The organism is Flavobacterium sp. LMO6 (assembly GCF_009495795.1).
GTDB lineage: Bacteria > Bacteroidota > Bacteroidia > Flavobacteriales > Flavobacteriaceae > Flavobacterium.
Genome location: NZ_WIBH01000011.1, coordinates 14,686 through 37,233, shown reverse-complemented (window position 1 = coordinate 37,233; position 22,548 = coordinate 14,686). Strand labels below are relative to the sequence as shown.

14 protein-coding genes are annotated in these 22,548 nt (G+C 31.6%); 10 read left to right on the top strand and 4 right to left on the bottom strand.

The window, feature by feature from the left end; all coding sequences use genetic code 11:
* Window positions 1-21: 21 nt before the first annotated feature.
* Both accB and accC read left to right on the top strand, forming a co-directional pair.
* The gene (gene accB / locus GFJ99_RS11255) at window positions 22-507 is read left to right on the top strand and encodes an acetyl-CoA carboxylase biotin carboxyl carrier protein (RefSeq protein WP_153208862.1); all 486 of its coding nucleotides are present in this window, start codon (window positions 22-24) and stop codon (window positions 505-507) included.
* 109 nt (window positions 508-616) lie between these two features.
* Window positions 617-1,966 carry an acetyl-CoA carboxylase biotin carboxylase subunit gene (accC, locus tag GFJ99_RS11250; RefSeq protein ID WP_153208860.1) on the top strand — a complete coding sequence of 450 codons (1,350 nt, stop codon included), beginning with the start codon at window positions 617-619 and terminating at the stop codon, window positions 1,964-1,966.
* 59 nt (window positions 1,967-2,025) lie between these two features.
* Here the strand turns inward: accC and GFJ99_RS11245 are convergent, their stop codons facing one another.
* The 3 genes from GFJ99_RS11245 to GFJ99_RS11235 form a co-directional block, all read right to left on the bottom strand.
* Window positions 2,026-2,487, bottom strand: coding sequence for a hypothetical protein (locus tag GFJ99_RS11245; protein WP_153208858.1), 462 nt, complete (start codon window positions 2,485-2,487; stop codon window positions 2,026-2,028).
* Window positions 2,488-2,606: 119 nt separating this feature from the next.
* Window positions 2,607-4,511 carry a S9 family peptidase gene (locus tag GFJ99_RS11240; protein ID WP_153208856.1) on the bottom strand — a complete coding sequence of 635 codons (1,905 nt, stop codon included), beginning with the start codon at window positions 4,509-4,511 and terminating at the stop codon, window positions 2,607-2,609.
* Window positions 4,512-4,602: 91 nt separating this feature from the next.
* Entirely contained in the window at window positions 4,603-8,544 is a 3,942-nt protein-coding gene (locus tag GFJ99_RS11235) for a reprolysin-like metallopeptidase (RefSeq protein WP_153208854.1), read from the bottom strand.
* A 274-nt stretch (window positions 8,545-8,818) separates the two neighbouring features.
* Between GFJ99_RS11235 and GFJ99_RS11230 the strand changes: the two genes are divergently transcribed.
* The gene (locus tag GFJ99_RS11230) at window positions 8,819-10,081 is read left to right on the top strand and encodes a dicarboxylate/amino acid:cation symporter (RefSeq protein WP_153208852.1); all 1,263 of its coding nucleotides are present in this window, start codon (window positions 8,819-8,821) and stop codon (window positions 10,079-10,081) included.
* A gap of 2 nt (window positions 10,082-10,083) precedes the next feature.
* On the top strand, window positions 10,084-10,767 hold the full coding sequence (locus GFJ99_RS11225; RefSeq protein WP_153208849.1) for a DedA family protein: 684 nt from the start codon (window positions 10,084-10,086) through the stop codon (window positions 10,765-10,767).
* Window positions 10,768-10,776: 9 nt separating this feature from the next.
* Here the strand turns inward: GFJ99_RS11225 and GFJ99_RS11220 are convergent, their stop codons facing one another.
* Entirely contained in the window at window positions 10,777-12,231 is a 1,455-nt protein-coding gene (locus GFJ99_RS11220) for a TlpA disulfide reductase family protein (RefSeq protein ID WP_162523966.1), read from the bottom strand.
* Window positions 12,232-12,322: 91 nt separating this feature from the next.
* Between GFJ99_RS11220 and GFJ99_RS11215 the strand changes: the two genes are divergently transcribed.
* The 6 genes from GFJ99_RS11215 to GFJ99_RS11190 all read left to right on the top strand — a co-directional run bounded on the left by GFJ99_RS11215 (window position 12,323) and on the right by GFJ99_RS11190 (window position 22,525).
* Entirely contained in the window at window positions 12,323-13,435 is a 1,113-nt protein-coding gene (locus GFJ99_RS11215; RefSeq protein WP_153208846.1) for an FAD-binding oxidoreductase, read from the top strand.
* 1 nt (window position 13,436) lies between these two features.
* Window positions 13,437-14,177, top strand: a complete 741-nt coding sequence (gene mtgA / locus GFJ99_RS11210) for a monofunctional biosynthetic peptidoglycan transglycosylase (RefSeq protein ID WP_153208843.1) — start codon at window positions 13,437-13,439, stop codon at window positions 14,175-14,177.
* Window positions 14,178-14,183: 6 nt separating this feature from the next.
* Window positions 14,184-15,008 carry an SDR family NAD(P)-dependent oxidoreductase gene (locus tag GFJ99_RS11205; protein ID WP_153208841.1) on the top strand — a complete coding sequence of 275 codons (825 nt, stop codon included), beginning with the start codon at window positions 14,184-14,186 and terminating at the stop codon, window positions 15,006-15,008.
* 87 nt (window positions 15,009-15,095) lie between these two features.
* The gene (locus GFJ99_RS11200; protein ID WP_153208839.1) at window positions 15,096-18,002 is read left to right on the top strand and encodes a sensor histidine kinase; all 2,907 of its coding nucleotides are present in this window, start codon (window positions 15,096-15,098) and stop codon (window positions 18,000-18,002) included.
* Window positions 18,003-18,005: 3 nt separating this feature from the next.
* Entirely contained in the window at window positions 18,006-18,758 is a 753-nt protein-coding gene (locus GFJ99_RS11195) for a LytTR family DNA-binding domain-containing protein (protein ID WP_153208837.1), read from the top strand.
* Between the two features lie 104 nt (window positions 18,759-18,862).
* The gene (locus GFJ99_RS11190) at window positions 18,863-22,525 is read left to right on the top strand and encodes a choice-of-anchor Q domain-containing protein (RefSeq protein WP_153208835.1); all 3,663 of its coding nucleotides are present in this window, start codon (window positions 18,863-18,865) and stop codon (window positions 22,523-22,525) included.
* Window positions 22,526-22,548: the final 23 nt, after the last annotated feature.

The window sequence follows — 22,548 nt, the reverse complement described above, 5'->3', positions numbered from 1 at the left end:
AACTAAACTAAATCAAATAGTATGGATATTAGAGAGATTCAAAACCTAATCAAATTTGTAGCCAAATCAGGCGCTACAGAAGTAAAATTAGAAATGGACGATTTTAAAATCACCATAAAAACGACTGCTGAAGGGACTGAAAGCACTACAACTTACGTGCAACAAATGCCAATGCAAGGTGTTCCTCAAATGGCAGCTCCTCAAGTAGTAGCATCTCCAGCTGTTTCTGACGCGGTTGCTGCTCCAGCTTCTGATGATAATTCAAAATATATTACAGTAAAATCTCCTATTATTGGAACTTTCTATAGAAAACCAGCACCAGATAAACCAATGTTTGTTGAAGTAGGTTCTACTATCGGAAAAGGAGATGTTCTTTGTGTAATTGAAGCAATGAAATTATTTAACGAAATCGAATCAGAAGTTTCTGGAAAAATCGTTAAAATTTTAGTTGACGATTCGTCTCCTGTTGAATTTGATCAACCATTATTCTTAGTTGATCCATCTTAATAAAGTTAGAAGTTAGCCCTTCGACGTAGCTCAGGATGACAAGAAGGTAGAACGTCTATCTTTATAATTGTCTAATTGACACATTGTCTAATTATCTAATGAAAGAAACATGTTTAAAAAAATATTAATTGCCAATAGAGGGGAAATTGCACTTCGTGTAATTAGAACTTGTAGAGAAATGGGCATTAAAACCGTTGCGGTTTATTCTACAGCAGATGCTGAAAGTTTGCATGTAAAATTTGCTGATGAAGCGGTTTGTATTGGACCTCCTCCAAGTAATTTATCGTACTTAAAAATGTCTAATATTATAGCAGCAGCAGAAATAACAAACGCAGATGCTATACACCCAGGATACGGATTCTTATCTGAAAATGCTAAGTTTTCAAAAATTTGTCAAGAACACGGTATAAAATTTATTGGAGCTTCTCCTGAAATGATTGATCGTATGGGAGACAAAGCATCAGCAAAATCAACTATGATTGAAGCAGGTGTGCCATGTGTACCAGGATCTGTAGGTATTTTAGATTCGTATGAAGAAGCCGAAAAATTAGCCGATGAATTTGGTTATCCAGTTATGCTTAAAGCAACTGCTGGTGGTGGTGGTAAAGGTATGCGTGCTGTATGGAAAAAAGAAGATTTATTAAAAGCTTGGGAAGGTGCTCGTCAAGAGTCTGCAGCAGCATTTGGTAATGATGGCATGTACTTAGAAAAATTAATCGAAGAACCACGTCATATCGAAATTCAAGTAGTTGGAGATTCTTATGGAAAAGCGTGTCACCTTTCAGAAAGAGACTGTTCAGTTCAACGTCGTCACCAAAAATTAACAGAGGAAACTCCGTCACCATTTATGACTGACGAATTGCGTGAAGCAATGGGAACCGCAGCAGTTAAAGCAGCAGAATACATTAAATACGAAGGAGCTGGAACAGTAGAATTCTTGGTTGATAAACATAGAAATTTCTACTTCATGGAAATGAATACTCGTATTCAAGTAGAACACCCAATTACAGAGCAAGTTGTTGATTATGATTTAATTCGTGAGCAAATTATGGTAGCGGCAGGTGTGCCTATTTCGGGTAAAAACTACTTTCCACAATTACACTCAATTGAATGTCGTATAAATGCAGAAGACCCTTACAACGATTTCCGCCCTTCGCCAGGTAAAATTACGGTTTTACACGCGCCAGGAGGTCATGGAGTTCGTTTAGATACGCATGTTTATGCTGGATATACAATTCCACCAAATTATGACTCTATGATTGCTAAGTTGATTACAACTGCTCAAACTAGAGAAGAGGCTATCAATAAGATGAAGCGTGCTTTAGATGAGTTCGTAATTGAAGGAATCAAAACCACAATTCCATTCCACAGACAATTAATGGACGAACCCGATTATGTGGCCGGAAATTACACTACAAAATTCATGGAATCTTTTGTAATGAAAGACCCTCAAGAATAAAAAACCAAAAAGCGATTTCAATTTGAAATCGCTTTTTTTATGTTTGTTATTTTTAATCACTAAAGATTAGTTTTAAGTTTTTTTTCTTCAATAATTAATTTATTGAAAAACAAGAATAGCCAAAAGTGCACAAAATTAAATCCAAACATAAAATTGTTGTCAACTTCAAATGAGTTTACATAGAATATCATGTTATAAGGTAATGCGGCAAATCTTGCTGATAAATCACCATCATCAAATATAAAGAAAGAAATATCTGGGCCAAGTAAAAACTTATATGAAAACCCAAAGAATACAAACGTAAACACCTGAATTAAGTTTGTTATTGCAAGAAAATACAAAGAAGGTTTTACCACTCGATTAAGATAAACAGATGAAATGGCTATAACATTTAATAAACTAAAAGTGAAGAAAAACAAGGTGTTAAATTTAAAATCAAATTCTAAAAACACACTTATAATACTGGGAATTAAACAGATTAGATTAACAATTATGTAATAGATTATTATGTATTTTTTCATTTTTGATTTTCATTTTTTTTAGTTGAATCTTCTCAAATTTGAATTCAGATTTTTATCCTAAACTTTTAGTTAATTTCTTTTCGGTTTTAATTGATTTTTTTGAACTTGTCCTTGAACTTTTAAAGTGTTTCTTTTAACCAACCAAAAAATTCTTTTTGCCAAACCAACGCATTTTGTGGTTTTAATATCCAATGATTTTCATCTGGGAACAATAAGAATTTACTTTTTATTCCTTTTAATTGAGCCGCTTGAAACGCTTCTTGTCCTTGTCCAATGGGTACGCGGTAATCTTTTCCGCCTTGGATAATTAAAATTGGTGTATTCCAGTTGTTGATTAACTTAATTGGATTGAATTCGTTATAGGTTTTTTGTGCTGTTTCATTGTCTTTTTCCCAATAAGCGCCACCAGAATCCCAATTCGTAAAGAATACTTCTTCTGTAGTTCCGTACATACTTTCAGTATTAAAAATACCAGCATGAGCAATAAATGTTTTGAAACGATTTTTATGAATTCCGGCTAAATAAAAAACTGAATATCCACCATAACTCGCTCCAACTGCTCCCAAACGTGTTTTGTCTACGTATGATTCTTTAGCCACATCATCAATAGCCGCTAAATAATCATCCATTACTTGTCCGCCCCAATCGCCTGAAATTTGTTCATTCCAAGCCGTTCCGTGTCCTGGCATTCCTCTTCGGTTGGGTGCTACGATTACATAACCTTGCGAAGCCATTAATTGGAAATTCCATCGGAAAGAATACGATTGTGTTAGTGCACTTTGTGGTCCGCCTTGGCAGTATAAAAGCGTTGGGTATTTTTTTGTTTTATCGAAATTTGGAGGTAAAATTACCCAAACCAACATCTTTTTACCATCGGTAGTTGTAACCCATCGTTTTTCTGTTTTGCAAGAATTAATTTTAGCGTATGCTTCATTATTTACTTTCGTAATTTGTTTCCAAGTTTTCTTCGCTAAATCATACGAACATACTTCTGGCGCATGGTTCATATCGTTTCGAGTTACTAAAACCGAAGTTCCTGAAAAACCAACAATCGCATTCACATCAAAATCATCATTTGTTAATTGTGTTACTCGAACAGCAATTCTAGTTAATCCTGGAAAATTAACCTCAAATAATTGTTTTGTCCCTTCAATTGGCGCAATGAAATACACTTTCTTTCCGTCTTTACTCCAAGTGTAACTGTCAACTGTTCCGTCCCAACCAGAAGTTAGATTAAGATCTATTCCTTTATGGCGAACAATAATATCATTTTTATCCGCTTCATAACCATCTCGTTTCATTTGTAACCAAGTTAAATCGCCTTTAGGTGAAAATTGAGGAGCAATATCATAACCTAAATTCCTTTCGGTAAGATTTTTGGTAATTTTTGTAGCCAAATCGTATTCGTATAAATCGGTATTGGTGCTCGTTGCGTATGCAGTTCCTACTTTCTTTTTACAAACATATATGATTTTTGTTCCATCAGGCGACCAAATATAATCTTCATCACCACCAAAAGGTTTTTGAGGTGCATCAAACGGTTCGTTTGGCATAATATCAATTCCAACAGCATCTTTTTTGTTTTCCGAATAGAAAACATGGTTGTGAGTTCCGTCGTTCCAAGTGTCCCAATGACGGTAATCTAAACCCGTATACACTTGTGCCGTAGTTTTTGATAATTCTGGATAAAGATCTTTTCCTAATAACTTTTCTACTTTTACTTCTTGAGAAGATAAAAAGTACTTTCCGTCAGGAGAAACGTTTTTATCAGCTAATAATGATTTATAATCTTCCACCAAAGTAGCATTTCCACCTTGAACGGGAATTGTATAATATTTTGAATTGATATTATTTTCTTCGATAGAAGGTGTTCCTACTTTGAAAACCAATAATTTTCCATCTTTCGAAATTCCTAATGGAGTAACTCTTCCTAACTGCCATAAGGTTTCGGGAGTCATTACGTTTTGTGCGGTTGCAGCAGTTATACTCATAATACAAGTAATTAGTAAGGCTAATTTTTTCATGGTTGTAAATATTAAAGGTATAAAAATACAAAATTAAACGCATAAAAAAACCGCTCAATTACTGAGCGGTTTAGATTTCCATTTATTGAAATTATTGTTTGATAAAACGTTTCATGTTAGTTCCGTTTGCGCTAGTAACTTCAATCATGTAAGTTCCAGCTGCTAAATTTCCAACATTAATAGTATTATTTTCTACTTTTCCATTTCCTAAATCTTGACCCATAGCGCTGAAAATTCTGTATGAACCTTCACCTTCAAATCCAGAAATATTTAATACATCTCCTTTTACAGGATTTGGATATAAACTTATTGTGAATGGATTTAACTCGCTTTCTTTTGCACTAGAAGTTACATTGATTGTGTAATCTTCAACTTGTCCATATGAAAAAGATTCACAAGATGTTGGTACGCCATTATATTTCATTGAAACTCTCATTCTTTTTGCTCCTAAAGAGGTTGTAGCAGGAATTGTAAAACTTCCACTCACAGGTGTTGTTTTTGATGCAGTTTTTGTAAATACAGTTTCACCAGCATCAAGAAAATCACCATCGTTATTGTAGTCAATAAATACAGCATAGCCTTCATTATAAATTGTTCCTGTCCAAGTTGGAGTTATGGTAATTGTATTTGACGTTCCTCTAACCACATTTGTAGAAATAGAAGAAAAGTTTTCATAACCAGCAGTTCCGGTTGAAGCATTATTGATTGTTCCAAACTGAACTCTTCCGATTCTTTCGTCCGCTGTATTGTTACCTTGTGATGTACAGTAAGTAACTGATGTTGCAGCTAAAGTTGTAACGTTAACTGTATTGCTTGTTGCTGATAAATTTCCAGCAGCATCTTTTGCTTTAACAGAGAAGGAATAAGTGGTAGCAGCTGTTAATCCTGTTACAGTGTAAGTTGTTCCTGTTACAGTTGTAACTAAAGTTGTTCCTTGATAAACATTATAACCTGTTACGCCTACATTGTCTGTTGCAGCAGTCCAAGATAAATTTGTACTTGTTTGTGTAGTTCCAGATGCTGATAAAGTTGAAGCAGATGGAGCAGTAGTATCTGCTGTAGCTGTGATTAAATTTACAGTATAATCTTCAACTTGACCATAGTCAAATGCGCCACAAGATGAAGGTATAGTATTATATCTCATAACAACTCTTAATCTAGTTGCACCTGTTATTGCTGATGTTGGAATATTAAATGATCCGCTAACAGGCGTTGTAGTAGATGCAGCATTACTCCATACTAATTCTCCTGCGTCATCAAAATCTTTATCTCCATTATAATCAATCCAAACACCATATCCTTCTGAATATACTGTTCCTGTCCAAGTTGGAGTGATTGTAATTGTATAACTAGTTCCTTTAGAAAGATTTGTAGAAAGATTTGTGAAATCCTCATAACCAGCAGTTCCGGTTGAAGCATTATTGATTGTTCCAAACTGAACTCTTCCAATTCTTTCGTCCGCTGTATTATTACCTTGTGATGTACAGTAAGTAACTGATGTTGCAGCTAAAGTTGTCACGTTAACTGTATTGCTTGTTGTTGATAAATTTCCAGCAGCGTCTTTTGCTTTAACAGAGAAAGAATAAGTGGTAGCAGCTGTTAATCCTGTTACAGTGTAAGTTGTTCCTGTTACAGTTGTAACTAAAGTTGTTCCTTGATATACATTATAACCTGTTACGCCTACATTGTCTGTTGCAGCAGTCCAAGATAAATTTGTACTTGTTTGTGTAGTTCCAGATGCTGATAAAGTTGAAGCAGATGGAGCAGTTGTGTCTGTAGTAGTAGCCGCAAGTGTAGTTACATTAACTGTGTTGCTTGAAGCTGATACATTTCCTGCTGCGTCTTTAGCTCTAACTGTAAAAGTATAAGCTGTTGAAGCTGTTAATCCTGAAGCAGTATAAGTTGTTCCAGTTACAGTTGTTAATAAAGTAGTTCCTCTATAAACATCATATCCAGTTACTCCTACATTGTCTGTTGCAGCAGTCCAAGCCAAGTTAGTACTTGTTTGTGTAGTTCCAGATGCTGATAATGTTGGTGTTGATGGAGCCGTAGTATCTGCTGTAGATCCTGCTGTAATTGTGAAGTTTGTATTAGAAACATCAAAGAAAATATGGTTAGTTCCTTTAATCATAATTCTATTTTGAGTTCCAGCTGTATTTGGAATAGTAACCGATTGTGTTCCATCATTTGGAGTAGCCGCTAACAATGTTGACCAAGTTGAACCTCCATTTGTTGAAATTAAAATATCAACATTAGCACAGTTAACTCCGTTTGCAGTAGTTCCGGCAACGTTCCAAGTAATGGTTTGAGTTGAACCACCAACGTATGAAACTGCTGTATTTGGAGCAGTTACTACAAAAGGTCCAGCTGTTGCATTAACAGTAATTTTCATATCATCACTATTGTTTGATGAACCACCAGCTCTATTATCTCTAACTGTAAATCTGAAATTTAATGTTCTAGCAACAGAAGGTAAAGCTTCAACCACAATTTCTGAACCCGAAGTAGTAGTAGCTCCGGCTAAAACTCTCGACATATTTGGAAAGTATCTTATTGGAGAAGTTGTTGGACTGTACGATCTAAATGTTGGTCCAGATGTTTTTGTTGCACTTGCAGCAGAGCTTGCGCCAGTTTGAGCAGAACTTGCATTGTCAAATTGTTCCCAAATGTAAGTTAAGGCATCGCCATTAGCATCGGTTCCAGAACCTGTTAACATAAATGGAGTGCTTTTTGGAATAGTATAATCTAATCCAGCGTTAGCTGTTGGGATAGAATTTCCAGTTGCTGTAAGCGTAGGACAAGTTTTTGTTTTAATGTTATTTGTTACTTGTTGAATACTTATGGAATGGAAATACGGATCAGAATTCATTTGAATGTCTTGACTTGTAATTCCAGCATATCCCATAATTGTTGATCCAGAACCTGGTTCCATGTTTGCACCTGTTCCTTCATTACTCATGGAAAAAGTATGATTTGCTCCAAATTGATGACCTAGTTCATGTGCAACATAATCAATATCAAAAGCATCACCAGAAGGAACTCCATTTGCTGGAGAAGTATAACCACTTCCTTTTCCTAAGGGTACTGTAGAAGTTGGATTCACACAAACACAACCAATACAGCCTGCATTTCCACCACCACCTGTAGCGCCAAATAAGTGACCTACATCATAGTTAGCATTTCCAATTGTGTTGGTTAATGTAGTTTGTAACTGTTGATTCCAATTTGACATAGATGATGATGCAGAATAAGGATCAGATGAAGCGCTAGTGTAAATAACTAAATCTGTATTTGAAATCAAAACCATTCTAGCATTAAAATCTTTTTCAAAAACACCATTTACACGTGTCATAGTGTTATTAATAGCAGCTAAAGCAAGCGCTTTAGTTCCGCCAAAATAGGCAGTATATTCACCTGTAACTGACATTGCTAAACGGAAAGTTCTTAAACTTCCATCATCAGCATTTGGTCTTAAGTTAGCTCCGTTTAAAGAAGGAGTTACTCTATCTAATACACTACATTCAAATTTTGTGAAAGCTGTTTTTTTATCTGATTTTGTGTATACAGTATAGGTTTGTAAGTCTTGAGAAAAAGGCTCTACAAATACGGCTGGTTTTCCAGGGTTTAACACCATTGATTTAAAGCCAAGAGGAGAAATGCTAATGTAAGCACTTGCTGTAGGGTTTTCAATTCCAATTCCGATATACGATTTAATTTCTGGATATCTTGCAGCTAATTCAGGTTCCATGTTTGAATTTTCATAGATTCTAAATTGATCCATTGCTCCATCGGCATTTGGCAATGATAAAATTAAACTTGATTTTTGGTTAGAGAAACGTTCAGGAGCATTTCTTAAAAAACTTGTCGCAGCTGATACATCTAGATCTAAAAGTTGATTTTCCGGAAGGTCTAACTTTCTTTCCAATGCCACTTTGTTTTTGCTTTGTGCAGTTTTCCAAAATGTTCCTTTGTCTTGAGCTTGTAGGAAACTCGAGGTTGCTAATAAAGCAAGTAGGAGAAATTTTTGTTTCATAATAAATAGTTTTGGGGATTTTTAGTTACAACAAATATATCTAAGTTTTTCAATATTGCAATATCAATTATTAAAAAAATACTGCAAAAAATTACGATATTCATACTTATAGATTAAAATAATTAAACATGTGTTAAAATTTATATTTATATGTTTGAAATATTGCATATTAGTATTTTTAATTTTTAATCCAAGAAATGGAAGAATATGTAATTATCTTTTTAAGGTTCAAAAAAATATCCCTATTTTCACAATCTTAAAAGCAAACTTGATAATGAAAAAATTAGCACTACACTGGCAAATATTACTTGGAATGGTTTTCGGAGTTTTATTTGCTTTTATATTGATTCAATTTACATGGGGAAAAGACATAATTGTGGATTGGGTAAAACCATTCGGAACCATTTTCATTAATTTATTAAAGTTAATTGCTGTTCCTTTGATTTTGGCTTCATTGATTAAAGGAATTTCCGACTTAAAAGATATTTCGAAATTATCTAAAATGGGCGGAAGAACCATAGGTTTATATGTTTTAACAACGGTTTTAGCGGTTTCAATTGGATTAGCAATTGTAAATATCATTAAGCCAGGAAGTTATATTTCAGAACAAACAAGAACAGAATTAGTTGCTAATTATACTTCAGATGCAAATACAAAAATTGAAGCTGCTTCTAAGCAAAAAGAGGTTGGGCCTTTACAATCTTTAATTGATATAGTTCCCGATAATATTATTAAAGCTTCTGGCGATAATGGAAACATGTTACAAGTGATTTTCTTTGCGGTAATTTTTGGAATTGCTATGATTTTAATTCCGGAAGAAAAATCGAAACCAGTTAAAGATTTTTTTGATAGTTTTAATGAAGTGATTTTAAAAATGATTGATTTGATAATGCTCTTTTCTCCTTTTGGGGTTTTTGCATTATTAGCAGCAATTGTAGCCGAATCGCCAAGTTTAGATTTATTCAAAGCATTAGGAATGTATGGTTTAACCGTCTTATTAGGGTTGGCTTTTATGATTTTAGTTTATTTACTAATAGTAAAAGTTCTAACAAAAAAGAGTTCTAAATTTTTCTTTAACGGAATTGCACCAGCTCAATTATTGGCCTTTTCTACAAGTTCTTCTGCCGCAACATTACCGGTTACTATGGAGCGAGTTGTAGATAATTTAGGAGTGGATGACGAAGTAGCGAGCTTTGTATTGCCAATTGGCGCCACAATTAACATGGATGGCACAAGTTTATACCAAGCAGTTGCAGCTGTTTTTATTGCACAAGCTTTTGGTATGGATTTAACTTTAGGGGTGCAATTAGGAATTATTGTTACGGCTACTTTAGCGTCTATAGGAAGTGCAGCTGTTCCTGGAGCAGGAATGGTTATGTTAGTTATTGTGTTAGCTCAGGCTGGAATACCTGAAGCTGGATTAGCATTAATATTTGCAATTGATAGACCTTTAGATATGTGTAGAACTACTGTAAATGTTACAGGAGATGCCGCTGTATCTATGGTTGTAGCAAAATCGGTAAATAAATTAGCATAGATATGAACGATTTCCATTGGACCCAATTATTTAATCCCGAATTTTATATTACAATGGAAATCGGTGGAATTCCTGTTGGAATTTACGTAGTTTTATTTATTGTTTTTGCAGAAACAGGTTTGTTTGCCGGATTTTTTCTGCCCGGTGATAGTTTACTTTTTCTATCAGGAATTTACAGTCGGGAGTTAGTTGAAACGTTTTTCATGATTCCAAGTGATTTGTCAAACGTAACTATTTTAGCCTTATTAATTGCCACAGCAGCAACCTTGGGTAATGTTTTTGGCTATTGGTTTGGTTCAAGAAGCGGACAGTTTTTGTACAACAAAGAAGATAGTTTTTTCTTTAAGAAAAAATACTTGTACGAGTCGCAAGCATTTTTTGAAAAACATGGAGGTAAAGCCATAATTTTCGCTCGTTTTTTACCTATTGTAAGAACATTCGTCCCTATTATTGCAGGAATTGTACATATGCCAAAAAGTAAATTCATGTTTTACAATGTGTTGAGTTCTCTATTATGGTCGTTTTTATTAATTTTTGCCGGACATTATTTGTACGGTTTCTTTAATGAAGAATTTGGAATCGATTTAAAGAAACATATCGAAACTATAATTTTAATTTTAATTGGTATTACTTCATTTCCTTTAATTATGAAAGCAATTAAAGCGAGAAAAAAGCCTAACGATTAATTATATTAATTATTTACTTAGTAGTAAGGAATTAAACTCTTGCTTTATTTTTTCAGAATCAGGTGAAGCGGCTTTTGGATTTGATATTTCTCCATTGGAATTAATTAACACATATCTTGGAATAAAATCAATAGCCAGTTTTTTTAAGTATTCTGAAGTTTTTGGATTGATGATGAAATAACTGTTTTCTATTAATTTCTCAAATTGATTTGCTTTTTTCCATGCTTCAAAATTTGAATCTGTTGATAAATATAAAAATAACACATTAGTATATTCAGCATGTAATTTTCTCGAACTTGGTAAAGCAGCTCTACAAGGTGCACACCAGCTGGCCCAAAAATCTATATAAATTATTTTGCCTTTATTAGCTTCTATAATGGCTGATAAGGTGGTTGATTTTTTGTTCTCATCATATAAAACGACTTCAGAAGTGTTTTGTTTTAAAGCTTCAATATCTACTAAAAAAGCATTTTCAAAACCTTCTATTAATTTTGTGTCATTTGAATGTTTTTTAAAGATTGCGATGTATGTAGATAACTTTTGTGGTTCTGATTTTGCAATTCTATTTAAATAGACATACAATAAATATTCTTTCGCTTTAGCAGAAAATAAGTCTGATTGCTCAATTTGAAGGAATGCATCTTCACTATCCTCATATTGCATCCTAATATCTTTGGTTTTTGTTTTGTTGTTAGCAGTTTTTAGTTCAAAATCTTTAATTTTTTTTTCGTATTTCTTGATTTTAAATTCCTTTTTCACATAGGATTCTAAGAAATAGCGATACGATTTTATCCAAATTACCCCCTCGTTTTTAAGGGTGTTTTGGTAATCAGAGAAATTTGTTTTTGTGTCTGTGTTTAAGGAGTAAAATGTGATATAATTCAATTGAGAATCATACGTTTCTCTTGAAATTTTATCCGAATTTAAAAGTTCATCCAATGCTATTTTAGAATTCTGGATAAAATTTGTTAATTCCGTTTTATATTCCTTTTCTTCTTTTGAATTTCTACTTCTTTTGTTGTTTTGAAAAAAGACATAATTATCAATCGGAAAACTAAGATTTAGTTGCTTTTCTAAATTCAAATCATACGGTTTTACTTCACGGTTTACTATTTTGAAATTAGGAAAACCATTCTCATAATCAATTTCAACAATGTCATTGGTATATAAAATAACTCGTGAACTTTTGTTCAATTCTTTCCAATTGTGGATTAAAAAAATCTTGTCCGATTCAATTTTCAATTCTATTGTGTCATTTTTCTCTTTGTTATTTGGCGACAGATAAGTTTCCTTGTACGAATTGAATTCAGAATAATTAATTAATGCATTCATTCTTTTAAATCCGGATGTTTCTTCAAAATGATAATTACTTTTTTTAAAAATAAGCGTAATTTTTTTAGTCACATTTTGTGCTGAAAAAAGTTGGGTAAAAAACAATGTTGTTAAAAGTAAATAAATTCTCATTTTTTCGGTTTTAAATATCATAACGCAAATAACGAGATTTAGTGTATAACTAAAAACAAATTATTACATTTACTTTTTTAATCAGTTATTCATGCAACTTAGTTATTGGGAAATAAAAAATTGGTTTTCAAATGTTGATTTTACTATTGTAGGTAGTGGAATTGTAGGTTTACATGCTGCTTTGGCTTTGCGCGAAAGATTTCCTTCCTCAAAAATATTAATTCTCGAAAAAGGAATTCTACCACAAGGCGCTAGTACAAAAAACGCTGGTTTTGCTTGTTTTGGTAGTATTTCTGAAATTATAGACGATTTAAAAACACATACCGAAGAAGAAGTAATTCAACTCATTCAAAAACGATATGCGGGTTTGCAATTGCTTCGAAGAAATCTTGGTGATTCTATAATTGATTTAAAACCTTATGGTGGTTACGAGCTATTTTTAAAAGAAGACGAATCGTTTTATAATGAATGTATTCAGAAAATCACATTCATAAATGATATCATAAAACCGCTTTTTAAAACCGACGTCTTTTCAAAAGAAGTAGACCGATTTAATTTTGGAGGTATTTTTGAAAACTTAATTTTTAATCCGTTTGAAGCGCAAATCGATACAGGAAACATGATGCAGGCTTTACTAAAAAAAGCACATCAAAACGATATTCTGATTTTAAATAGTCAAACCGTAACTAGTTTTCAGGAATTGAACGATAATGTTGAGGTGGTTGCAAACGGAGTTACTTTTAAAACCAATAAATTGTTATTTACAATAAACGGTTTTGCATCGCAATTAACCAATAATCAAGTGCAACCTGCCAGAGCGCAAGTTTTAATTACAAAACCAATTCCGAATCTAGATGTCAAAGGCACTTTCCATTTAGATAAAGGCTATTTTTATTTTAGAAATATCAACGATAGAATACTTTTTGGTGGTGGAAGAAACTTAGATTTTGAAGGCGAAACCACTACTTCGCACGATACTACAGAATTGATTCAAAATCGTTTAGAAGAATTATTAAAAACAGTAATTTTACCTAATCAGAAGTTTGAAATTGAACATCGATGGAGTGGTACTATGGGAGTAGGAACACATAAAAAACCTATAGTAGAACAACTTTCTAACAACGTATTTTGCGGAGTTCGTATGGGCGGAATGGGTGTTGCCATAGGTAGTTTAGTAGGACAAGAATTAGCAGATTTAGTATAGTATGGCGAAAAAAACTACTCCAAATAAAAAAATTTCAGCAAAAAAGCCTGCCAAAAAAAGAACCACAGGTCAAAAGATATTTCGCTTCTTTTGGTTGGTATTTTTATGGTTCAACATTATTAGTTTTTCAGTTGTTTTGCTATATAAGTTTGTTCCTGTTCCGTTTACACCTTTAATGGGAATTAGAGCTTTAGAACATAATGAAGCAGGAAAAGACATGGTTTGTAGTCATGAATGGGTGCCAATTGACGAAATTTCTTTAAATCTTCAAAAAGCAGTTATAGCAAGTGAAGACGGTCGTTTTTTAGAACATTCAGGTTTTGATTTTGAGGCCATGCAAAAAGCCTATAAAAACAATTCTAAAGGGAAAAAACTAAAAGGTGGAAGTACCATATCACAGCAAACGGCAAAAAATGTTTTTTTATGGCAAGGTAGAAGTTATTTGCGTAAAGGTTTAGAAGCGTATTACACGGTTTTGATTGAACTAGTTTGGGGCAAAAAACGCATCATGGAAGTCTATTTGAATAGTATTGAAATGGGCGATGGCGTTTATGGAGTTGAAGCTGCTGCTAAACATTGGTTTCGTAAAGATGCTGCTAGTTTAACCCGATATGAAGCAGCTGGAATTGCGGCTATATTGCCAAATCCGAGAAAATATAAAGCCTCTAATTCATCTAGTTACATTAATAGAAGAAAGGCAAAAATAAGTAGAGAAATTAGTTTTGTTAAATTAGAATATTAATAAATATTGAAAAAAACAGTATTAATCACTGGTGCCGCTGGTGGAATAGGAAAACAAACAGCACTTTTTTTTGCAGATAATGGCTGGAGTGTAATTGCTACAATGTTATCACTTGAGGAAGCAGATGATTTAAAGTTTCATCCCAATATTCAATGTTATGAATTAGATGTTATTTCTACTATTAGTATTACAAATGCAAAAGATGCTATTTTAAAAAATAATAAAAAAATAGATGTAATAATTAATAATGCAGGTGTTGGGTATAGAAGTTTTGTAGAACTATCCGAAGATTCAAAAATTAATGATATTGTGGCTATAAATTGGTTAGGAGTTGTAAAAATTTGTCGCGCATTTATTCCTTTATTTCGAGCTCAAAAATCGGGTCAGTTTATAAACATTACTTCTGTAGCAGGTTTGGTTAATTTGCCTTTAGGTAATTTTTATCACTCAACAAAGCAAGCTGTAGAAAGCTTTTCTGAATGTATGGCGTATGAATTATACGATTTAAATATCAAGGTTTGTACTGTTCAATTTGGAAATGCACCAACATCGTTTCAAAAAAACGTAACAAAATGTCCAGAAACTTCAGTAAAATCATACAATGAATTAATGAAAAAAGTAAGTGATGTGCTTCAAAAGAAATCGAATAAAAACACTAATCTTACGCCATTAATAGTTCGAAAATTATACCATATTGCTGAAAATCCGAATAAAAAATTTAGACGATATACAATCGGATTTGATGCTAATTTTATGAAGTTATTGAGAAGAATATTAGGCTACAAATTATTTAATAGTGTAATTAGAAAGTCTGTTTTAGGTAAATTTTGATATTACAGAAGTAAACTCATAGGTTTCAAAAAAAAGTTATAAAAGTTTACATACTTTCTCTTACTTTTAACTTTTTAGAAATAACAGTTGAAAAAAACCATTCTATATCTTTTATTATTTTGTTGTGCGATAACGTCTTTTGCACAGCAGCCTGTAACTATACAATTAACAGAGAAGGATGGTTTGCCAGATATTGAATTCTATAATATCATTGAAGATAGTAACGGTTTTATTTGGTTAGCCGCTGATAAAGGTTTTTATTGTTATGATGGTAAAGAGTATGAAAATTATACAAATTCAGAAAAAAGAGGCTTATCTGTTTTTGAGCCAGTAGAAGATAAAAAGGGTAGAGTTTGGTGTGTAAATATTTCAGGGCAATTATTTTACACGGAAAACGGGAAGCTTATTACTTTTGCAGATCTTGGAGAAATACTAAAAGGAGAACTGATAAATTTTATTGTTAGAGACAACGATATTTTGGTTTTTTCGATAAATAATGTTTATAGTATAAACTTAAAAAGCAAATTAGTTTCTACAATTTTTGCAACAAAATCATTAATTGGGGTTCCTTTTTTTTATAATAATGAATTACTTTTAAATATAGAAAATAAAATATATGCTATAACTGGCAATAAGTTAGTTAGTAGAAATATACTAATTACATCCTATGATTTCAGTCTACTTTCAAAAACGTCTTTCTTTCAATATGATAAAGATTTGTATTTTTTACAACCGACTAATAAGTATATATTTAAAGTAGGTTTAAGTAAAAGTTCTCAAAGTATTTTACTTCCATCTGATTTACAAAATAAGCAGATCAATTATATCTTCGTAAAAGATAATATTTTATGGGTTTGCACTAGTGCTGGAGTTTATGTTTATAGCATTAAAAACAATCAATTTATTTTAAAAGCGAAGTATTTGGAGAATATTTTCGTTACAAAAATGATTTTTGATCACAATGAAAATTATTGGTTTGGAACATTAAAAGACGGGATTTTTGTTATTCCTAACATTCATATAAACAAGTACGCATTTAGACTCAAACTTGGATCTATTAGCTGTTTAACAAAAGTGAATGAAGAAATCTTGTTTTATGGTACTACAAATGGAGAAGCTGGATTGTATAATATAAAAACGAACACAGTAAAAAGCATTCCTCTTTTATCTAAAAGAAATATAACTTCTGCATTATATAATCCGCTTTTAAATGAAATTTATATTAGCCAAGAAGACAAATCATATTACTATAATGTTAAAAAACATTCAATAGAAAATCAAAATACTTTTTTAAATGCAAAAAGGTTGACTTTAATAAATGAAAACACTTTTCTTTCTACTTCGTTTAATGGAGCAGAAATTATTAAAAACAGGAAAGACATGCCCATTTCTAAAAGGGATGATTTGATTTTTAAGAGAACATACACTTCACATTTCAGTTCACATTCAGGGAAAATTTACGTTGCTTATGTAGATAATTTAGTAGTATTTGACAAGAATCTTAATGAATCCATAATCAGAAATAATGGAAAACCAATATTTGCAATAGATATAGTAGAAACAGCAGATGGAACTGTTTGGGTTTCTACTTTTAAAGATGGCGTATTTGGCATCAAAGATGGAGAAATAATTGTTAACTATACCGAAGCAAATGGATTAGTATCGAATCAAACCTCTAAAATTAAAAACCAAAACAATAATTTATGGATTGTAACAGATAAAGGAATTCAACTTTTAAATACAGCTAAAAGCTCTTTTCAAACCTTAACCAAAACAGACGGAATAGATTCGTATACAATTTCTGGATTGGAAATTTTTGACAAGCAACTTGTTTTTTCTTCTAACAAAAACCTTTTTAGTTTAGACACAAAAAATGTATTTAAAAAAACAAATAATACTAATATCTATTTTACTAGTGTTGCAATAGATGAAACAGAAGTAAAATTAGGAAGAAAGTATGTGTTAGAACATCAAAATAATTCAATTAAAATAAGTTTTAATTCTAATGGTTTTTTAAGTTCTAATAAATATACATATAAATATAGATTACTTGGATTGAATAAAAAATGGGTTAATCTTGAAAGCGGAATTAATTTTGTAAAATATAATAGTTTACCTGCAGGTGATTATGTTTTTCAAGTTGCCTATCAAAATGGATCTCTTTTTGAAAATTCGATTAAAGAAATTGCGATTGAAGTACAAAGTCCTTTTTGGGAAAAATGGTGGTTTTATAGCATTATTGGAGTTTGCTTATTAGCTTTTTTTTGGGGATATTTCTCATGGAGAATTAATCGATTAAAGCAACGCCAAAAAGAAATACTAGACAAAGAATTGATCAATAAAAAATTGGTTTTTTCTCAGTTAGAAGCTTTAAGGTCGCAAATGAATCCGCATTTTATTTTTAATGCATTAAATTCTATTCAAGAATATATTGTGCTTAATGATGGTAAATTAGCAAGAATGTATTTAGTTAAGTTCTCCAAACTAATTAGAATTTATTTAGAGCATAGTCAGCAAAACGAAATTGTTTTAAAAGAGGAAATAAAAGCATTGGAGCTATATTTAGAATTGGAGAAACTTAGATTTGAGGATGTTTTACAATATGATTTAACTATAGCGGCAAATTTAAGTCAAGAAAAAACAAAAATTCCTTCCTTATTTATTCAACCTTACGTAGAAAACGCTATAAAACATGGTTTGCTGCATAAAAAAGGAGAAAGAAAATTACTGGTTTCATTTCGTTTGAATTTAGAAGAAACACATTTAATTTGTTGTGTTGAGGATAATGGTATAGGTAGGAATGCATCCTTTATTCTTAATCAAAATAAAGTAAAGTATCATACTTCTTTTGCTACATCTGCAAATGAGAAAAGATTAAATCTTATAAATATTGATAGACTGCAAAAAATTTCTATCGAAACAATAGATTTAAGTAAAGAAAATAACGAATGCGCAGGTACAAGAATAATAATTACAATACCTTTAAATAATTAAAGTATGAAAATTTTAATAATTGACGATGAAAATAAAGCCAGAAAATTACTAGAAGTTTTGCTTTTAGAATCTTCCAATGAGATTGCTCAAATTCTAGAAGCATCCAATTTAGAGGAAGGAGTTGCGATTATTAAAAGAGAACAACCCAATATTGTTTTTTTAGATATTGAAATGCCAAATCATTCGGGACTTCAAATTTTAGAATTTTTTGAAGATCAAGAAGTGAATTTCCAAATTATATTTACTACAGCTTATAATCAATATGCGGTAGATGCATTTAAATTATCGGCAATTGATTATTTATTAAAACCTATTGATGAAGTAGAATTAAAAATTGCTTTAGAAAAAGCCATTGCAGTAGTTAAGCAAAAAAGTGTAAATTCTAAATTAGAAGATTTAAAAAAGGCATTTCAACAACTTTCATTAAATAAAATAGCCTTAGAAATCCCAAAAGGAATAATCTTTGTTAATCATGATGATATAATTTTCTTTGAAGCAGATGCTATGTACACTCTTGTATATTTACAAAACGGTAAAACCGAACTAATATGTAAGCCACTAAAACATTTTGTTGATCAATTAGAAAACAAAAATATTTTTTACAAACCACACCGTAAATACTTAATTAACTTAAAACATATAAAAGAACTTTCTAAAAAAGACGGTTTCTTTTTAATTATGGAAAACAATAAAACTATTCCAATTGCAAGAGATAAGAAAGAAGAATTTATCAAAATAATTCAAGAAGTTTTTTAGCATTTTACCAATTAGAAAAAAATATCAACCGTTTAGAAAGTAAAACGCAGTATTTTTTTTATTAAAGTAAACTTTGTACTCATAACTATAAAAATATATTTTTTATGAGAGCAATTTTACTTTTATGTTTATTTACTTTTTCATCTGTTTTTTCTCAAATTCCAACGGACGATATCAAACGATATTTATTCACAAACGGAAGTTTGGTTAATGAAGCAACCCCTGGAACTTCAGATTTAGTAGCTGCAGGTAACAGTAGAACTCTAACTCTAGATCCTTTAAGTACTCCAAACAACGCAATTTCTTTAAATGGAGATCAATTAAGTGCTGGAAATAGAATTCCTTCTGGAGGTTCTATTGGTAATGGAGAGGTTTCTATAAGTTTTTGGTTTAAATCTAATACTACAGATAGTTCGCCAAGAATGATAATTTCACAATATGGATTTGAAACTTCTGGCTATTATGGTTGGAGTGTATTGCTACACAACGGTAAAATTAAACTATCTAGTATATCATTAATAAACGGAATAACAATTACACCAGAATTGGTAATTGAAAGTGCATCTTCTTTGGCAGATAATAATTGGCACCATGTAGTATGTATTGTTAATAAAACTACATTTTTCTCTGGCGGATGGACAAATGGTCCGCAAGCTACTTTATATGTAGATAAGGTAATTCAAGGTTCGAATTATTCGGGTGGGGCAACTAGTCAGCCTTTAGTTTATTTAAATCCAAATAACAAAAACATTGTTATTGCAGAGGGTTCTTCGGTTTTTACTGAAAATATTGATAATATTAGAATTTATAATAAAACATTATCAGCAGCAGAAATTCAAGCTCTTTTTTATGAATACACGGGGACTTTCGTAAAATTATTTGTAGATCCAAATGCAACAGGTGCAAATAATGGAGGTTCATGGGCAAACGCATATACAAGCTTGCAGCAAGCTTTAAATGTTACAAATAATCAAGATATATGGGTAAAATCAGGAACATATAAACCACATGTTTCAGATAGAGCAACTTCTTTTGTAGTTCCATCAGGAGTTAATATTTATGGAGGATTTAATGGAACAGAATCACTTTTGTCTGAAAGAGATTGGATAGCTAATCCTACAATTATTTCTGGGGATTTATCTGGTAATGACGATGCTAACGTTTCATTCTCAAATCCATTAAGAAATGATAATTCTTATCACTTGGTTAAAGCAAATGCAAGTAATATTTTATTTGATGGTTTTACTTTTACAGGTGGGCATGCTAATGGCTCTGGAGCAGATAGATCAGGAGCGTCAATTGTTAAGATTAATACTGCTATGGGGCTTTCAATAAAAAACAGCAAATTTGAAAACAATGTTAGTTTAGATGCTGCGGCAGGAATTTTTGCAGATAATTCAGTAACTGGAACTTCTAATTTCACTATCGAAAACACTATTTTTAAAAATAACTTAGCAACATATGGAACCTCTTTCTATTTTTTTACAAGTTCTAACAACGTCTTTAATGTTAATGTTAGTAATTCACTTTTTGAAAACAATAGAACAATAGATAACGGCGCTACAAAGGGATATGCTGGAAGTGCTGGCTGGTTTAGAGCTATTGCTGTTTATTCTTCTATAAATGCAAATTTTGTAAATAATACATATGTTAATAATATTGATTCTGGCACTAATTCTTATCTAGTTAATAGAGCTATTATTGGTTTAGAAAGAGTAGGAGGAGCTAATGTAAATGGTAAAATATATAATTGTATATTTTGGAATAATACTGGAGTAGGAGGAGCAACATCAAAAGCGATGAATAATATTGTTGATTCTTATCCAGTATCTATAATTGCAAATAACTCATTAGATAGTGATAATTTTTCTACAGCATCTTCTAAGTCAAATATTATCATAACAGACCCTCTATTTGTAAGTAGTTCAGATTTTCAAATAGGAATAGATTCGCCAGCAAAAGACATGGGAGATAATACATATGTTAGTTTACCAACCGACTTAAATACCAACCCAAGAATAGATAATGTAACAGTAGATATGGGTGCTTATGAAACGGAAGATTTATGTAATTTTCTGATTAATTCTATTACAGATAATAGTGCAGTAGTAGGTTGGAACTCAAGTATAACTACAGATTTATTATATGTTATTTCTGGCGACCCAATAACAAATGGAGTAACGATGTCTGGAATAGTTTCTAATACAGCTACTTTAACAAGCTTACTGCCAAATACATTGTATAACGTTTACTCAAGTGCAACATGTGCATCTTCTTCAAATGCTGGTTGGTATTTAGTTGGTACATTTATGACAAAAGGAACAATTTATGTTGATAATACCGCTACAGGTGCAAATAACGGTACCTCTTGGACAAATGCTTATACAAGCTTACAACAAGCGCTTAACGCTGCTGTTACTCAAAATGTTTGGGTAAAAACAGGTACTTATAAACCACATGCTACGGATAGAACAGTTTCTTATACAATTCCTACAGGAATTAGTGTTTATGGGGGGTTTAACGGTACTGAAACTCTTTTGTCTCAAAGAAATTGGAGGGCAAATCCAACTATTATTTCTGGAGATTTAGCAGGGAATGACGATGCTACTATTTCGTTTACGAATACTTTACGTAACGATAACTCTTATCATTTAATTAAAGCAAATGCTAATAATATTACAATAGATGGTTTTGTGTTGTCAAATGCTCATGCAAATGGCGCTGCTGGAGATGATAAAATAGGTGCTGCTATTTACAAAGACTTTAATGTAAATAACTTAACAGTTAAAAACTGTGAGTTTAAAGATAATGTGAGTTTAAATGCTGCTGCTGGAATATTTGCTAGATACAATGTTAGTGGTGCTTTATTAGTTGAAAACACTAAGTTTACAAATAACTTATCTACATATGGAACTTCATTTTATTTATATACAGATTTAGCAAGTAGCACTGTAAATGTAGATGTTTCAAATTCTCTTTTTGACGGGAATAAGGCTATTGATAATGGCACTACAAAAGGTTTTGCAGGTAGCGCAGGTTGGTTTAGAGCTTACGCCGCTAATTCAACAATTAATGCAAACTTTATTAATAACACATATGTAAATAATATTGATACAGGAACTTATGCTGGAACATCTCGAAGAACTCTTGGACTTGAGAAAACAAGTACGGCAATTATGAACGGAAAAATTTACAATAGTATTTTTTGGAATAATAGAGAAATATCAAATGCACAAACAAAAGCAGTTGGTTCTGTTTTAGACGCTTTTCCAACTACAATGATTGTAAACAATTCATTAGATAGCGATAATTTTTCTAATGTAACTTCTAAGTTAAATATTGTTACAACAAATCCATTATTTGTAAATAGTTCAGATTATCAATTAACTGCAACTTCACCAGCAATAAATACAGGAGATAATTCAAAAGTTCCGGCTTCAATAACAGAAGATTTATTAGGTGCATTTAGAATATTTGATACAACAGTTGATATGGGAGTTTATGAATTTGGTTCTACTGTTTTAGGTAACACTTCTTTTACTTCATTTAACGAATTTACAGTATATCCAAACCCAACTTCTGGCATTTTAAATATTGATTTAGACGAAGAAATAGAAAAGATAGATATTTATTCTTTATTGGGTAGAAAAGTAGGAACTTCTACAAATACACAAATGGATATTTCAAATTTAGCAAATGGTATTTATTTACTTTCAATTGAAACTAAAGATGGAAAAGTAGGAACAAAAAGAATTGTAAAACAATAGCTTTTTAGATATTTTAAAAATGC

Excerpts from the sequence above, each read along its gene's own strand:
- GFJ99_RS11230 (WP_153208852.1), top strand. The coding sequence starts at position 8,819 with ATGAAAAAATTAGCACTACACTGGCAAATATTACTTGGAATGGTTTTC.
- accB (WP_153208862.1), top strand. The coding sequence starts at position 22 with ATGGATATTAGAGAGATTCAAAACCTAATCAAATTTGTAGCCAAATCA.
- GFJ99_RS11195 (WP_153208837.1), top strand. The coding sequence starts at position 18,006 with ATGAAAATTTTAATAATTGACGATGAAAATAAAGCCAGAAAATTACTA.
- GFJ99_RS11220 (WP_162523966.1), bottom strand. The coding sequence starts at position 12,231 with ATGAGAATTTATTTACTTTTAACAACATTGTTTTTTACCCAACTTTTT.
- GFJ99_RS11235 (WP_153208854.1), bottom strand. The coding sequence starts at position 8,544 with ATGAAACAAAAATTTCTCCTACTTGCTTTATTAGCAACCTCGAGTTTC.
- mtgA (WP_153208843.1), top strand. The coding sequence starts at position 13,437 with ATGGCGAAAAAAACTACTCCAAATAAAAAAATTTCAGCAAAAAAGCCT.
- GFJ99_RS11190 (WP_153208835.1), top strand. The coding sequence starts at position 18,863 with ATGAGAGCAATTTTACTTTTATGTTTATTTACTTTTTCATCTGTTTTT.
- GFJ99_RS11215 (WP_153208846.1), top strand. The coding sequence starts at position 12,323 with ATGCAACTTAGTTATTGGGAAATAAAAAATTGGTTTTCAAATGTTGAT.
- accC (WP_153208860.1), top strand. The coding sequence starts at position 617 with ATGTTTAAAAAAATATTAATTGCCAATAGAGGGGAAATTGCACTTCGT.
- GFJ99_RS11245 (WP_153208858.1), bottom strand. The coding sequence starts at position 2,487 with ATGAAAAAATACATAATAATCTATTACATAATTGTTAATCTAATCTGT.
- GFJ99_RS11240 (WP_153208856.1), bottom strand. The coding sequence starts at position 4,511 with ATGAAAAAATTAGCCTTACTAATTACTTGTATTATGAGTATAACTGCT.
- GFJ99_RS11225 (WP_153208849.1), top strand. The coding sequence starts at position 10,084 with ATGAACGATTTCCATTGGACCCAATTATTTAATCCCGAATTTTATATT.